Below are 14,364 nucleotides of genomic sequence, written 5' to 3'. Positions count from 1 at the left end.
TGAAACCCTCGTGCGTTCGTGAAACATGATACACGAGGGATAACGGATTGGCCGCAAAAATCAACGCCCTAATGAGCTGGCCACCTGAATCGTTGCATCTTCGATTAGTCCCCAAGGCCGCCCTGCAGGACGTAAGCAGATCACCAGGCCAGGAGACTCGCCTCTGGAAGTGTAGGGTAGGGGGTGAGCAATGTGGGATGGATCATCGTCCGGCAAGAACCCATTCGAAACAAGTGCATCAATAACCGGTTTGCAGGCCGCGGTAACACTTTCTGGGTCGAGCAAGCTGCTCTCACCTGTGATGTATACCTCCTCGACCAACAGAGGATAGGTCGCAATGGCTATCCATTCCTCGAGAACAGCCTTGTAGGTGTATCGAAGGGCCTCCACTCGTTTCAGCCATGTGTTCTTCAGGCGGGTGGCCTTGGCGTCGTGGACGCGGAGCATGGTGTTGAGAGAGACCAGCTTCGCCCCGGGGAAGCAAATGGTCAGTACCCTGGATGTAGATTCCAGGCTAATCCTGTCTTTCCTCCCATCCATATTGGCGGTTTGGACTTTTTCGAGGCGCTGGACGGCCTTGCTCGGTTTTTTATCAGCAGGGGAGGGCGGGGCAGATGTTGGCTCGCTTTGGAGCTGCCTTGCAATCCGCTCCAGAAATTTGGGATCACTGGCGAATGCAGCCCGGTGGTTTGACTTACGCATAGGTCCTCCAGAAACAAGGGAGGACCATAACCGTGCATTGAGATATGACCAGTTTTTACCTGCTTGAGGTCGGTAAGGGCAGGTACGTCCAGAAGAGGGCACCTCCTGAACATTATTAGGGCATGAATCAGGAGTTGTTCCATGTCCAATATTCGATCTGTCTGCATCGTCGACGACTCCCCCGGAATGCGGAAGATGGGGGCCGGCTTTCTGCAGAAAGCTGATATCGAGGTTCACCTCGCAAAGGATGGGTACGAGGCCCTGCGTGTTATTCGCGAGGCTAGGCCTGATGCGTGCTTCATCGACATCGAAATGCCTAACCTGGACGGATTGAAGCTTGCCTCAATACTACGAGCTTCGACTCAATTCAAGCACCTACCCATCGCCATGCTTTCCAGTGCGAGTTCACCTTTCGACATACAGAAAGGGCTCTTGGCAGGCGCAGATCTCTACCTGACCAAGCCGTTCACAGGCGACAAGATCGCGAAAGCACTCATTGATATGGAAGCGATTATCGATGAGCAGTGATATCTCCAGCGGTCGTTACAAGTGCATTGGGTATCGGATCGGCGATACCTACTGCTTGAGCCCTTCATTGGCGGTAAACGCCATCACTCAGGTTCCTGTTAGTCCCACGCAAGTGCCCGGAACGAAGCCCTGGTTGCTCGGGGCAACCAAGCTGGATGGAGACATCATTCCTTTCGTGAACATAGCTCGGTTCCTCTCGATCCCTCAGACCATGTCCAGGGCAGAACACAGTAACCCAGTGGCCTTGATCGTCCGGGGCGGAGCTGATGTGGGTGACGTAGGCGTCATCGTAGATCAAGTGGTTGGGTTCATCCCTTCGGGCAACCTCACTGACGCCCCAAATGCCAATTTGAAGATCCCACCCGGGTTAGGTGCTTGCCTAGTCGGAGTCGTAACAGGCGACGCCCGGACGTGGGCTGTCATCGACATTCAGGCGCTAATTGCCGATCCCAAAATGCAAACGATTGACCTCACATGAGACAGGACCGCATGAGCAACAATTTTTCCTTCGTTCCCCTTACCGCGGTCCTGCTGATCGCAACTGGCAGCGCGGCTGCATGGACTGGATACAGCTTCCTTAAAGACACTCGGGCTGATTCCTTCTATGTGGCTGAAACCTACGAACTGAAGTCCGCCGCTATGCAAACCATCTACTTGGCAGACAAAGCAGCGGCTGATGGTGCATATGCAAGCCAGCTCGTAGAGGCGGAAAGTCAGGTAGAGCGCGCCCTGATGCATCTTCGGAATGGAGACCCAATCAAGGGTATTCCCGGCGCACCGGAATCGGTACTGCGTAGCCTGGAGTCCCTGAGTGCTTCTTGGGATGGCATTGCCCCCTCGATCGCCAAACTGATCAGTGGACAGTCTGGGACCGAAGCCTTCAGCCGAGCCGCCAAGGAGGCGAAGACGGCCGTTGTGAAAGTGATTGAGAGTGGCCGTTCGGCTGAAGCGCTGCTATCTAAGCTGAATGCTACTTCCCAGCAGAAGAGCCAGCTGGCTCAGGCCCTCACTGAGCTGGAAGCTGACGTAGCGGGAGTCACTGCTACTACAGTAGTCGATGCCACCGGGCTGCAAGGCGCAGAGGCAGGGGTTAGCAAGTATTTAGGCGCGCTCACGGCATTCGGGAATTCGTTGCCTCGTGACAAAGCAATGATGGATGAGTTGATCAAAAGCTACCGAAGCGCTCAATCCGCTCAGAGCCTGATCAGCCAGGCAAGCGGCCTTTCCTCCAACTCGGCCCAGAATCTTCCGCATGCTAAAGAAATCTGGCAGGCACGGGACAAGATCGCGTCTTCGACAGATACCTTGATCGCTTCGGTGAAGGCTTTGCCGGATGCACGAGCCATCAACCCAACTCTCGTGGCAGTCCTGGGTGCTCTAACTATCGGCCTCGCGATCCTGAGTGTCCTCTTGGTGGCTCGTGTATCTGCTTCTCGGGCTCAGGCGGTTGAAACCCGCGGCAGCACGATTGAGGGTAGTCAGCGTGAACGGTCCAAGGAGCTGAGTCTCCTTTTGACTGAAATTGAGCGAGTAGGGCGGGGAGAGTTGGACCTTACCCTGACAGATGATCGCGATTCCACCAAAGAGATCGCGAAACTGCTCAACCAGGTATTCGCGCGTTTCCATGAGATTTTCACCGAAACCAGCCAGACCGTAATGGGGCTTGCTGCGGCGACGGAACAAACCATCACCACAGCTCGCAATGTTGACCGCAATCGTGACGAGCAATTCCGGGCGATCGAGCACATCAGCTCTCTGATCGCAGACATGAATACCTTCATCAATCTGATCCAGCAGCTCATGGGTGATACCCAGCGCGTTGCCAACAGCGTGGCTAACAAAGTCCACGCCGGCAGTGAGTCTGTGAATGGTGTGCACGAAGGTATTTTGGTCCAGACCCAGCACCTGAACTCTATCCAGCATCGAAACAAGCATCTGATCGAACGGTTCCAGATGCTGGAAAGGATCAGTGAGTTCGTAAAAGAGGTTGCGACAAAGTCCGAGCTGGTTGCTTACAACGCCTACCTGGTATCGGACCAAGTCGAGGGCAATACCGAGCTGTCCCGTGCGATGGCTAAGAGCGGTGAAGCGGTCCAGGACCTCAGCACCCAGTCGAAAGCTGTGGTGAGCGAGATTGGGCAACTGCTCAAGGACATGAATGAAGCTGCTCGCGATACCCAGACCGCTGTTGACATATCACTGAGCGAAATGCAGGGCCTGCTGACCCGCTCCAATGCGGCGCTCGCTTCCCTGAAAGACATTCAGAGCATTACTGAGAGCCTCACCACGAGTGTTGACGACGTCAATCAGCGGACCAATAGCCTCATTTCTCAGTCGTCCGAGGTATCCGAGACGATGAGTTCTATTCGTCACTACGCTTCCGAAAACTCGGCTGCGAGCGAGCAGACTGCATCTGCAATGAACAACCTGAATCGCCAAGCTCAGAACCTGCACAGTGGCATTCAAGACTTCTACAGCAAGCAACGCGAACGCGCATGAATACAGTCGATGATCTGATTCTCGATGAGGGGATGGCCAACTCTTGGATGAAGATCATCGAGGAGCGCTTTGCCATCGAAATTGACGAGCACCGGCGTGTTGCCTTTGCGAGGGCCCTTACCAGTTTCGCATGCGAAACTGGTGAGACCCTCGAGAGCCTGTTCAAGCTGTTCGTGTCTGGGCGTCTGGAGGAAGCGCAGAGATTCCAAATTCTGCACCTGGCGACCAATCACGAAACTCGGTTTTTCCGATATCCCCCATCGTTATCTGCTATCCGTGACGCCTGTGCTGATATTCGTAGACCTCCCAGAGTCTTGTCAGTCGGTTGCTCAACAGGTGAAGAGCCCTACAGCATCGCATGCACATTGCTTCGCGCTGGACATGCAGCATTTCATGTGCATGGCACCGATGTGTCCCAGCCATGTATCGATAAAGCGCGGCAGGGGATCTACCGCGGGCACCCCGAGATACGACTCGATGTCGCTGCACCACAAGGCCAGCATGAGGTCCGGTTTCACGCCTGGATACGAGACATGGTCACCTTTGAGCAGCACAACATTCTTGCTGAGCGTCCGGTGAACTTCACCGCTCCTGACGTGATCATCACCCAGAACATGCTGATCTATTACCGCGTCGAAACGCGGCACCTAATACTGCAGAAGCTGGCGGCCATGTTGCCGATTGGGGGGTACTTACTGACCGGCCCCGCAGAGGACGGTAACTGGAATCCGCTGGGGTTGAAGCGACTCCCTAACCACCTTCTCAATCTCTTTGTAAGGGTTGCTTAGCAATGCCCAAGAATGTCCACGCGGCACATCTTTCCTGGATTCGGCCCCCGATCATCAAGAGCGTCGAGATCGCCAAGGCGTCTATCGACACCTACTTCAAAAAACATGCTGATCTACAGAATCCTCCTCAAGGGGCACAGGCTGAATGGTTTGCCAACCAGAAGAAGGCGATGGCCGATGCCTTCCGCAACGTCAGTGAACACGTAGAGTTGATTCACTCTGCGCTGACTGTCTGCGATAGCCCCGGAGGCTCGGCTTTATCGGTTGAAATGCGGGTAGTCTGCACCAGTGTCCAAGAAAAACTCCTCGAAGAGGAGAAGGTGGCCCCCGCAATTCTTGCCATGATGTCCGGCATGATCATGCTGCCAAACTATCTGAAGATGGTCATTGATGGAGCCCCTGATGCTCCTGGCATCCTCTCCAGGCAGATCAATGAAATCCGTGAGGTCAGGGGCGTTCCCTTGCTTGTCGAGGACAGTCTCCCCCCAAGCATGCTCTCATTCGAGTTTGTTGATCCTCCCCGCAAGATTCATAACGTTGACGATGCCCGGCAACAGGAGGTCTTCTCGACCTCATCTCGTCGCTTCCAGACAGCCTTCAGTTCCTACATTGGGACCCAGAACAAAGGCGCGCTGGCGGACATGCGCCAGGTCCTCCGAGAACTCCAGGAAGTTTCTCATAAGCCGGAAGTGGGCGACTTCTGGTGGGTTGGTGAGTGTCTACTCGAGGCACTTGCCATCGGGGGCCTTCGTAGTGGCGGTAACACCGTCTCCCAGGTCCGCATGCTGTCTGTCGCGGTTCAGAAAATCGGTCTAGGTGGTGAAGAAGCCGCCCTGGAAGTCCTGGGTATCGATCGCTTCAAGTCGTTGCTCTACGTACTGAGCCTAAGTTCAAAAAGCACGCCTAGCATCGAAGCCGCGTTGAGGGTTTTCAATGTCGGGAAGTCAGTCGACACCGACTCGCTGGCAAAGCTTCAGAGCAAGCTCGAATCTACTGAGGCTACAACCATTGCTGACGTCGTCCTGGAGCTGAAGCCTCTTCTGGATGCAGCCATGGTCTCTCTGGGGCGGGCCCTGGGGGCACGCTCTGACGACATCTTCAGTGTCCAGCTGTCTGCATATAGCGCGGCGATGCGTTCAGTAGCGAACGTGTTCTATATGGTGGGCGAGGATGAGCTTGCAGGGGTTGCCAATAAGTCCATCGCACTCGTGGCTGGCAAGGAAGGTATTTCTGCCATCGCTGCCGAGGTGGTAGACGATCTGAAGTCTTACATCCTCTACCTCGACGAGCGCATCAATCTCATCAATGAAAATGACGCGACAAAGGCACTGAACATTGAGGGTGTCGGTGCCGACGTTCTGGACACACTCGTCTCAGAATGTTTGATCGAAGTGGTGAAGACTCGTCGTTCCGTTTCGGTTCACGTAGAAAGTGGCATTGGCCAGGATGAACTGAAGGACGGACTTGCATCTCTCGTCAATACTGCTGCGGCCTTGAAGTTTTCGGGAGCAGAACAGGTTGGTGATTTGCTCGGTGCAGTCTGCTCTGGGATGGTAGGTCTCCTAGATAATGCGGAACTCACGTACAGCCCGGAGTTGGATCTGCTGGCGAAAGCCTTGGTGGCGATTGAGATGTACCTCGAAGCCATCAAATCCAAACTTGAACCTGATCCCGAAAACCTGACGAAGGCAGCTGAAGCTCTCCGCGAACTCGGGATAGATTTCACGGAGGTGGCTCCGGTAACCACCAACGAACTTTTGATTAAATTTGAGGCAGCCCAGGAAGAGGTACGCGAAGACGATGATCCGTTCCTCACCGAGCTTTTCGAGCTGAGGAGCGTCTTCGAAGATAGCTTTACGAGCCTCGACCTGCGTAGTCGTTCGTCCATTGAGCAACTCTACAAGGCTGCAGACCGCCTCTCCATGGCCGCCCGTATGCACGGTCATGAGTCGTTCGGAAAGATCGCCAGTGGTGTTGCTGCCTTCAGCAAAGGCGTAACAAACCGAGCCCTCAAAGAGGATTTCGACCATGCGGAAGAGCATGACTTGCTGCGCTCCGGCGTGGAGATGTGCCTCCGCTGCATGGATGAATACTCTCTTAGGAACAAGGTCTCCTTGTTTGTGAAAGATGTGGCCGATGCACTCATGGCTAAAGCTGATCCGGAAATGCAGTTGGCATACACGTCTCATCCAGAGATACCGGCATCGTCTACTAACGCAACTCATCAGCCTGCAGTCCAGAACAAGCTCGAGCAAGTCGTTGCCGAGCCGGATGCAGTAATACTGGCCCATGAGCAAGAACGGGAAATGCCCGAGGGCGTCGATCCGGTCCTGATCGATATCTTCCGTCAGGAGTTCACCGAGCAATACGCAGCAATGAGTGCGTATCTCAAAAGCGGGCGAAAAGACGTCAACGAAGCGTTTTGCCGTGTCGCTCATACCCTTCATGGGATTTCGTCCAGTGCGGATTGCCTCCCGCTTGCAAGTGCATTTGCAGCCCTAGAGACTCGCCTGTTCCAGTTGAGAAGTGAAGAGGCCGAACTGCTCCATGGTGATGTAGAAGCCCTCCTGGATTTCCTGGCAGATGCTGAACGTTTCCAGCAAGCTTTCCCTTGGAAGACTGAAACTCCCGCACTTCACTCCTGGCTAGAGGTTGTCCAGGCATTGGGGTGCGGGGCGGAAGAGGCTGAGTACGTTGAGGTCGCTCAGGTCACTCCAGTTTCGCATGCTAAACCGGAACCGGATGCTCCGCAGGAAGGTCATCAGCCGGAAAATTTGAACCCAGTTTCGCATGCTAAACCGGGAAACTCTGAAAGCGATGATGTACAAGAGTCCAGCACCAAGCATGCGCAGCAGCCTTCTGCCCCGCCGGCGATTGAATACAACCTGGAGATGGCTGAGTTCTATATTGAAGAAGCCGAGGAAGTTCTCCCTCAGCTTCAGCTGAACGTAGACCGCTGGATGGGCCAGATGGATGACCATGACCTGGTTACCACCATCAAGCGGCAGATGCATACTCTGAAGGGCGCTGCAGCTATGGCAGAAGCAGCTTCGATCAGAGAGATTACTCATTACATGGAAAGCCTCTTCGAGAGTCTTTCCCTGAGCATCATTCCTGCATCAGATGACTGCGCCAGGCTGGTCGAGTATGTTTTGGTCGCATTGGATCAAATGACTAGCGCGATGCGTCGCGCTGTCGGGTACGAAGTTCCCTCGGCCTTGATCCGTTGCGTTGAAGCTGCAGTCCAGCATAATCGAGTGGATCTTGGCCTTCTTGCTCAAGAGCCCTGCACAGCCGGCGAGGTCCTCCTTCAAGATATCCAGCTAGAGAATGTGGCCACACAAGATGCCAGGGCCGAAACCCTAGAAGCTTGTGAAGCACAATCTATCGCAGAGCTTGAAGAAGGAACGCCTAAGACTGAAGAGTTCGAGCAAGGCATCGTCCATCCTCAGGGTGAGGAAATCTCTTTGGCGGAGGAAGAGTCAGGACACAAAAAGACTCGTCGCAGGTCTCGAGGAAAAGGTGGTGCAAAACGACACGCGGCCCGTATGGCAGCTCACGCTCAACCCGCTCAGGAAGACAGTCTGGTGGTGTCCTCGGAGCCGGAAGACTCAGTCAAGGTCGAGAGTCCAGCTTTGCCCGCCGTCCCGGAAGCTACCCCCGAAGTGTCTGGCAAGTCAGTGCCGGCACCTGTAGCAATTCCCGAACTCGTTGAAGTCCCACCGTCAATTTCTGCCGTTACTGTCCAAGAGCAGGAAGTACACCATGAGCCAGAGCGGCAAAGCAGAACTCTTCGCGAGTCGGTCGAAGGCATAACCTCTAAATCTGCCCCAACCAAGCCTGTCAGCAGCTCGGTGATTCGCGAGATCCTGGCGAAAGCCCATGACTCCATCCACGGTGTCGGCAGCAAACGTCGAAGCGGTGGCTCGGAAAAAATCAAAGTGGATCAGCGACTACTGGACACTGCAGTCGAGCAGTCCAGCGAGCTGACCGCAGCCCGATATCGCCAACAGGCGCTGCATGCCGAGTTGATGATGATCGTAACCATCATTCGGGAGAAGCTCGAGGCGCAACAGTTGAACCACATGAAGTTCACCAGCGCCCTGCGTCTTCACACAAACCAACCCGTTCCAACCGCTTTAGCCCATCAATCAGCCGGTGATTTCCAGCTTGAGCGTTTCAATGATCTTTCAGCTCTCAATGTGACCATGGGTGCTCAACTGGCCCAGACCATCCAAGACGTCGAGGAAATGTTCGCACAGGGCAAGCTGATCAAAGACTCCTACCGTCAACAGGCGGGGCTCATCAGCAGCCTGCAACGAGATCTTCTCGATAGCCGCCTGGTACCGTTCCAAAACATTCGTCCAGCCCTGACCAATCTCATCGAGCGTGAGTCTTCAAAGCTAGGGAAGAAAGTAGACACCGTCTTCACAGGTGGCGACGTAATCGTGGATAAAGTCATGCTCGATGCTGTGCGTGATCCACTGGTCCACCTACTCAACAATGCTCTCGACCATGGTATCGAGCCTGAAGCACAGCGGATTGCTCAAGGGAAATCCGCGCATGGCAGCTTGGAGGTAAACGTCTGCCGGCGAGCTAAGAACATCGTCATCACTGTCAAGGACGATGGCAAAGGCATCGATACCACGATGATCAAGGCTAAGGCACTGGAGAAGGGCATCATCAAGCCGGATGATCAACTGACCGAATCGGATCTCCTGAGACTCATCACTCACAATGGGTTCTCTACTGCAGCAAAAGTCTCTCAGCTGTCCGGCCGCGGTGTTGGTATGGACATTGTCGCTACGACGGTAGAAAGCATGGGCGGCCGACTGGTAATTGAGAGCAAGGTCGGCTGTGGTACGACCTTCACTCTGGAAATGCCGTTCACTATCGGCTCGAACCGAGCTCTCATCTGCCGTACGGGCAGTCAATGGTTTGCGATCCCCAGCTACACCATGTACCAGATCATCCAGTGCTCCCGTGCCGATCTGGAAAAACAGAGGTTGGAGAAGGGGAAAGCGGTACTTCATCACGAAGGAAAGTCCTTCGAGGTTGTGCATCTGGCCGACCTACTTGCGATGCCTGAGATGCGTTCCACTCACGATTTAGACCAGGAGGTCCTGGTCATTCTGTGTCAGCAAGGCGAAACTGCTATTGGTATTGAGGTCGACAGCACTGATTCAATGCCCGAGATCCACATCAGGAAGTTGGACGGCATCCTTTCCAAAGTGCGCGGGATCATTGGCGAGACAGAGATGCAAGACGGTTCGCCGGTCTTCGTCATCGATGTCATGGAACTGGTGAGGCTCAACCTCAAGCGGACAGACACCGGCTTCAAGGTTCGGCAAAACCGCGTTAAGTCTGTGAAGCGAGATCTAAAACCGGTCTGCCTCGTCGTTGACGATGCTACGAGTTATCGCAAGCTGTTGCAGAAGCACTTCGAGGCTCGTGGGTATACGGTCATTACTGCCCGCGACGGTCAGGACGCAATGGACATGCTCCCTCTCGAGAGACTCCCCGAGATCGTCATGGTGGATATGGAAATGCCTCGAATGACTGGCTTGGAGCTCACAAAGGCACTGCGGGCTCGGGCTGAGTTCAATGAGGTACCAATCATCATGCTCACCACTCGCACAAATCTCGAGGACGAGGCCCTGCGAGCTGGCGTAAACGTCTATCTGAACAAGCCGTGCGACAGCATCGCGCTCGATAACGCGATTGCAGAAGTTCGCCCAGAACAAGCATTGCAAGGGTCCGCAGCATGAGAGTCGGTATCATTTCAACTAGCAACGTCCAAGTGGCTCTCATCCAAGAGGTTCTCTCGCCAGTTGTCGGAGAACTCACGGTCTATGACATGAGCCACGTGGAGAGTGGAGACCTGTCAGCGACTGGCGTTCACGCACTGATCGTCGACTTCAGCGACGAGGCGATTCTCAACTCCGAAGATGTCCTCGAAATGTTGGGTCGAGATGAGCCTGTCTGTGTGCTCAACGAACGTGAGCTGTATTCGATGAGCGCTGCAGAACGTCAGGCCTGGTGCAACAAGCTTGTCGATGAGCTTAAGCGAAGCATCCCCGACCTTGCAGAAAGCCTTGATGCGAGGAAAGCCGAGATTGAATCCCGAAACGCGAACGACACCTGGGTGATTGGCTGTAGCTCTGGCGGGCCTCAAGCTATCCGTGATTTTCTTGGCGAGTTACCAACGTTGCCAGTCAGTATTTTCTTGGTGCAGCACCTCACCGAAGCTGCATTCAACACCTATGTCCAGCGCGTACGCGAATGTACCTCGCGGTGGGAGGTGGTCGCGGCCGAGCATGGCGCCAAGCTTAAGGCCGGTACCATCTTCGTTGTCCCCCGTGACACCACAGTTGAAGTACGAAGCGGGATGATCCAACTCCGGCCGGTCAAGCCGAACACCTACAGCCCGTCGATAAACAGCGTGATCCGGTCTGTGTTCAGTTCGATCGCAGGGAAGCTTGGAGTGATCATCCTCACCGGGATGGGGGATGACGGTGCCTCGGGAATTCGTGATCTGAAAGGAAAGGCGAAGATCGTTATGGCCCAGGATGCGGAGTCCAGCCAGGCCCGTTCGATGCCTGATGCTGCAAGGGAAACCGGGGCTGTATCCTTCTCGGGTAAACCGGCCGAGCTTGCCCGACATATGTACCGGATGTACGGGATCGGGAATCACTGACCAAATAACAAAAGGCCGCCCCTATGGGCGGCCTTTTCAGTTAGCCTATGCCACCTCTTGATCGTCATCACCAGGAGAGTCGGTGATCACCGCAACACCGGTGATCTTCTGGCCGCGGATCTTCGCCTCGATCTCATCGCTGACCGCGGGATTCTCCTGCAGATACTGGCAGGCATTCGTCTTGCCTTGGCCGATCTTCTGACCTGCGTAGCTGTACCAAGCCCCCGACTTCTCGATCAAACCACCAGCCACCCCAAGATCAACAATCTCACCGAGTTTGTTGATCCCCTTCCCATAGAGGATTTGGAATTCCGCCTGGCGGAATGGTGGGGAGACTTTGTTCTTTACCACCTTCACCCGGGTTTCGTTCCCGACCTGCTCATCGCCATCTTTCACCGACCCGGTACGACGAATGTCCAGGCGCACAGAAGCGTAGAACTTCAGGGCGTTACCACCGGTGGTTGTTTCCGGGTTGCCGAACATCACGCCGATCTTCATACGGATCTGGTTGATGAAGATGACCAGGCAGTTGGCGTTCTTGATGTTGCCGGTGATCTTGCGCAGCGCCTGGGACATCAGGCGGGCCTGCAGGCCGACGTGGGCGTCGCCCATCTCGCCTTCGATCTCGGCCTTGGGCACCAGCGCCGCCACTGAGTCGACGATGATCACGTCCACCGCATTGGAGCGCACCAGCATGTCGGTGATTTCCAGAGCCTGCTCGCCTGTGTCCGGCTGCGAGACCAGCAGGTCGTCGACGTTGACGCCCAGCTTGCCGGCGTAATCGGGGTCCAGCGCGTGCTCGGCGTCAACGAATGCGCAGGTGGCGCCCTGGCGTTGAGCTTCGGCGATGACCGAGAGGGTCAGGGTGGTCTTGCCCGAGGATTCCGGGCCGTAGATCTCGACGATCCGGCCTTTCGGCAGTCCGCCGATGCCCAAGGCGATATCCAAACCCATTGAGCCGGTGGAAATCGCAGGAATGGCCTGGCGCTCGTGTTCGCCCATGCGCATTACCGCGCCCTTGCCGAACTGTTTCTCGATCTGACCCAGTGCTGCTTGAAGGGCCTTGTTACGTTGCTCATTCATGGAAGTTGCTCCGTTCTGTGGACGCAGGATGCGTGAGATCAATCTCGGCCGGTTTCAGATGTGCCAGAACCCAAGACTTGTCGAATTGCTTTGGCTTGATCACCAAGGCATTTGCCGAGTGATTGATTGAGCAGTTCAAGAGCTCCAGGGTTTGCCCGGTTGATCAGATCGCGCAAAAAGTCCTCCTGCAGATCTTCATCTGCTGGGAAAGACACTGGATCGAAATCAGCGCGAATAATCGTTGCTACGCCCAGCTTGGTCGTTACCTGGATGGTCTGTGGGTCGAGGCGTGTTGCGAACTGGCGAAGAAGGGGAGAGGTGGTGATCTGGAAGCTGTCCATAGATTGGTCCTCATGTGGCACTTGAGACCAATCTATGGATATCTGGATGTGGCAGAAGCAACTCAACCGCAGATTGTTGGCGAGCAAACCCCCATGATTTCTTCGTACTCCTTGCAGCAGACCACAGGAGTCCACCACACGAAGGCATACAGCTCCTCAAGGGAGACGGGGTATAGCCTCATGGCTGTGTCCAGGAGAGCGCTACCGGCCTTGAAACCGACGGTTGGCCAGGGTTGAGTTTGCTGCAGCTTCCCAACAGAGAGGGCCGCACTGAAGGGAAAGGTGCCGATTGTGAAGCCGCTGAGGTGGATTGCTCGGTATGCTGCAATTCCGGCAGCGATCGCCGCGTTGTCGTTATGGGAAGCCATTTGCCGGGGATAGAGACCACCCCATTGTCCTATGCAGATCTCCATTCCAGGGATGGAGAATGAGCCAGTGAGCGGATTGCAAATCACTCCCGCAATGGCTTCTGCTGCTCCAATGTCCCGACATCCTGTGTTCCAGGTTGGGTCGAACTCGGTGCTGTAGAGCAATCTCGGGAAGCAGTTCGGCAGGGCTGAATTGAACGCATTGACGCCCTTTGACACGATAGGGTTGGCCACTGCACCGCACATGTCTAAGGCAGAGGTCAGGGAAAAGTTAGTGGTGCGAGCAGCATCCACACCACAAAGCTTGCACGACTGATAGCCCATTGCGATGTCGATCGCCCAGTCCGGCAATTGCCAGATACGGACTGCCATCGATGTGTAATCGTTGTTGTCCGTGCCCACACTGAGTGGGCCACCAATGGGTTGGCCGAGTACCGTATCTCCACCACCTTTGATCACTTCCACCAACGCTACTGGCTGGTAATGAGAGACGATCAGATGGTCTGGGCAGAAATGGCAGCATGGCCCGAAAATTTTGTATTCGAGGGTGATGGGGTCGATGAAAAGAAGAGTGGCGATGCTGGCACTCATCGCGGCTGCTTCCTGAGTTTTCACCCCAAACCCAATGGCGGCTGCAGCGCTGGCTGCAGCCGACATCTTCACGAAGCGTCGACGGGAGACTTCCAATTCACTCACCTACAGAACAAGGGTTTGGTCTAATAGTGGGTTGGGAGTGCCCCTCAGTTGAGGTTCCAGCACATACCCGGGAAGCCCACACTGACCATCGGCATGCTTCCGTCAGCGTCAAACTGGTCATCGCCGTCTGGCGACATCACGTTCACCGTCGGTTCTCCGTCCTGGATGTCGACCATCACCATTACATGCTCTAGGTCGGTACCAGGTTTACGACCCGTGATGTAGACCGCTTCCCGGGATACGTAGGCTGTGAGTCGAGCTCGGAGCCTGTCAGCCCCGAATTGTCCTGCCGCAGGTGCCAGAGCAACCATGGCCCCAGAGACATTCAAGGCCATGTCATGGCGAACCTCAAATTCAAGGTTCCCTACCCGGGCCTGGCCTCTGGTGCTCCATGCTTCTCCGCGGAATTCATAGGAGCAGTAGCCAGACTCACCAAAAGTTACTGGTTGGTTGAGTCGAGCTTTGAACTGCTCCAGCGCTAGCTTTTCCACTTCCTCTGGGTGGCAGTGACTGGGCACACGCACCTTCACCGTTCCGTTGAGGTTTACCGGTACCTCGATTGTCTGAAACGCATCGTCGTTGTCACGCATAGAACTACTCCTGTGGCTGATGATGCGCATTTTGGAGATGTTCACGTGTGCCACCAGCGTGAACGAAAAAGA

The 14,364-nt window shown here is 55.1% G+C and carries 11 protein-coding genes; 6 read left to right on the top strand and 5 right to left on the bottom strand.

Annotated features, from left to right (window positions below; translation table 11 throughout):
• Positions 1-60: 60 nt before the first annotated feature.
• The gene (locus Q9451_RS31700; RefSeq protein ID WP_172688475.1) at positions 61-702 is read right to left on the bottom strand and encodes a hypothetical protein; all 642 of its coding nucleotides are present in this window, start codon (positions 700-702) and stop codon (positions 61-63) included.
• 141 nt (positions 703-843) lie between these two features.
• Between Q9451_RS31700 and Q9451_RS31695 the strand changes: the two genes are divergently transcribed.
• Genes Q9451_RS31695 through Q9451_RS31670 form a run of 6 tightly spaced genes read left to right on the top strand, consistent with a single transcriptional unit; the run spans position 844 to position 11,214 of the window.
• The gene (locus Q9451_RS31695; protein ID WP_010792598.1) at positions 844-1,230 is read left to right on the top strand and encodes a response regulator; all 387 of its coding nucleotides are present in this window, start codon (positions 844-846) and stop codon (positions 1,228-1,230) included.
• Positions 1,220-1,708: a chemotaxis protein CheW gene (locus Q9451_RS31690; RefSeq protein ID WP_019439027.1), complete on the top strand. Its 489-nt coding sequence runs from the start codon at positions 1,220-1,222 to the stop codon at positions 1,706-1,708. The genes Q9451_RS31695 and Q9451_RS31690 overlap by 11 nt, the downstream gene beginning before the upstream one ends.
• Before the next feature lie 11 nt (positions 1,709-1,719).
• Positions 1,720-3,729: a methyl-accepting chemotaxis protein gene (locus tag Q9451_RS31685; RefSeq protein ID WP_010794211.1), complete on the top strand. Its 2,010-nt coding sequence runs from the start codon at positions 1,720-1,722 to the stop codon at positions 3,727-3,729.
• Positions 3,726-4,517 (top strand): CheR family methyltransferase, encoded by a 792-nt coding sequence (locus tag Q9451_RS31680; RefSeq protein WP_019439029.1) that lies wholly within the window; start codon positions 3,726-3,728, stop codon positions 4,515-4,517. The genes Q9451_RS31685 and Q9451_RS31680 overlap by 4 nt, the downstream gene beginning before the upstream one ends.
• A 2-nt stretch (positions 4,518-4,519) precedes the next feature.
• Positions 4,520-10,285, top strand: a complete 5,766-nt coding sequence (locus Q9451_RS31675; protein ID WP_172688474.1) for a response regulator — start codon at positions 4,520-4,522, stop codon at positions 10,283-10,285.
• Positions 10,282-11,214 (top strand): chemotaxis protein CheB, encoded by a 933-nt coding sequence (locus Q9451_RS31670; protein ID WP_172688473.1) that lies wholly within the window; start codon positions 10,282-10,284, stop codon positions 11,212-11,214. Before Q9451_RS31675 ends, Q9451_RS31670 begins: the two co-directional genes overlap by 4 nt.
• Before the next feature lie 45 nt (positions 11,215-11,259).
• Here the strand turns inward: Q9451_RS31670 and recA are convergent, their stop codons facing one another.
• The 4 genes from recA to Q9451_RS31650 all read right to left on the bottom strand — a co-directional run bounded on the left by recA (position 11,260) and on the right by Q9451_RS31650 (position 14,292).
• Positions 11,260-12,297 carry a recombinase RecA gene (recA, locus tag Q9451_RS31665; RefSeq protein ID WP_172688472.1) on the bottom strand — a complete coding sequence of 346 codons (1,038 nt, stop codon included), beginning with the start codon at positions 12,295-12,297 and terminating at the stop codon, positions 11,260-11,262.
• 38 nt (positions 12,298-12,335) lie between these two features.
• Entirely contained in the window at positions 12,336-12,638 is a 303-nt protein-coding gene (locus Q9451_RS31660; protein WP_012805990.1) for a hypothetical protein, read from the bottom strand.
• A gap of 62 nt (positions 12,639-12,700) precedes the next feature.
• A complete protein-coding gene (locus Q9451_RS31655; RefSeq protein WP_223290564.1) occupies positions 12,701-13,693 on the bottom strand; it encodes a twin-arginine translocation signal domain-containing protein in 993 nt (330 codons plus the stop codon).
• 53 nt (positions 13,694-13,746) lie between these two features.
• Entirely contained in the window at positions 13,747-14,292 is a 546-nt protein-coding gene (locus Q9451_RS31650) for a hypothetical protein (protein WP_010794215.1), read from the bottom strand.
• Between the last annotated feature and the right edge of the window lie 72 nt (positions 14,293-14,364).

It is taken from the genome of Pseudomonas sp. NY8896, from assembly GCF_039634505.1.
This window is presented reverse-complemented; position numbering and strand designations above follow the sequence as displayed.

Bases quoted from the DNA above. Each gene is read 5' to 3' on its own strand.
- Q9451_RS31675 (WP_172688474.1), top strand. From the start codon at position 4,520: ATGCCCAAGAATGTCCACGCGGCACATCTTTCCTGGATTCGGCCCCCG.
- Q9451_RS31690 (WP_019439027.1), top strand. From the start codon at position 1,220: ATGAGCAGTGATATCTCCAGCGGTCGTTACAAGTGCATTGGGTATCGG.
- Q9451_RS31695 (WP_010792598.1), top strand. From the start codon at position 844: ATGTCCAATATTCGATCTGTCTGCATCGTCGACGACTCCCCCGGAATG.
- Q9451_RS31660 (WP_012805990.1), bottom strand. From the start codon at position 12,638: ATGGACAGCTTCCAGATCACCACCTCTCCCCTTCTTCGCCAGTTCGCA.
- Q9451_RS31670 (WP_172688473.1), top strand. From the start codon at position 10,282: ATGAGAGTCGGTATCATTTCAACTAGCAACGTCCAAGTGGCTCTCATC.
- Q9451_RS31685 (WP_010794211.1), top strand. From the start codon at position 1,720: ATGAGCAACAATTTTTCCTTCGTTCCCCTTACCGCGGTCCTGCTGATC.
- recA (WP_172688472.1), bottom strand. From the start codon at position 12,297: ATGAATGAGCAACGTAACAAGGCCCTTCAAGCAGCACTGGGTCAGATC.
- Q9451_RS31680 (WP_019439029.1), top strand. From the start codon at position 3,726: ATGAATACAGTCGATGATCTGATTCTCGATGAGGGGATGGCCAACTCT.
- Q9451_RS31700 (WP_172688475.1), bottom strand. From the start codon at position 702: ATGCGTAAGTCAAACCACCGGGCTGCATTCGCCAGTGATCCCAAATTT.
- Q9451_RS31650 (WP_010794215.1), bottom strand. From the start codon at position 14,292: ATGCGTGACAACGACGATGCGTTTCAGACAATCGAGGTACCGGTAAAC.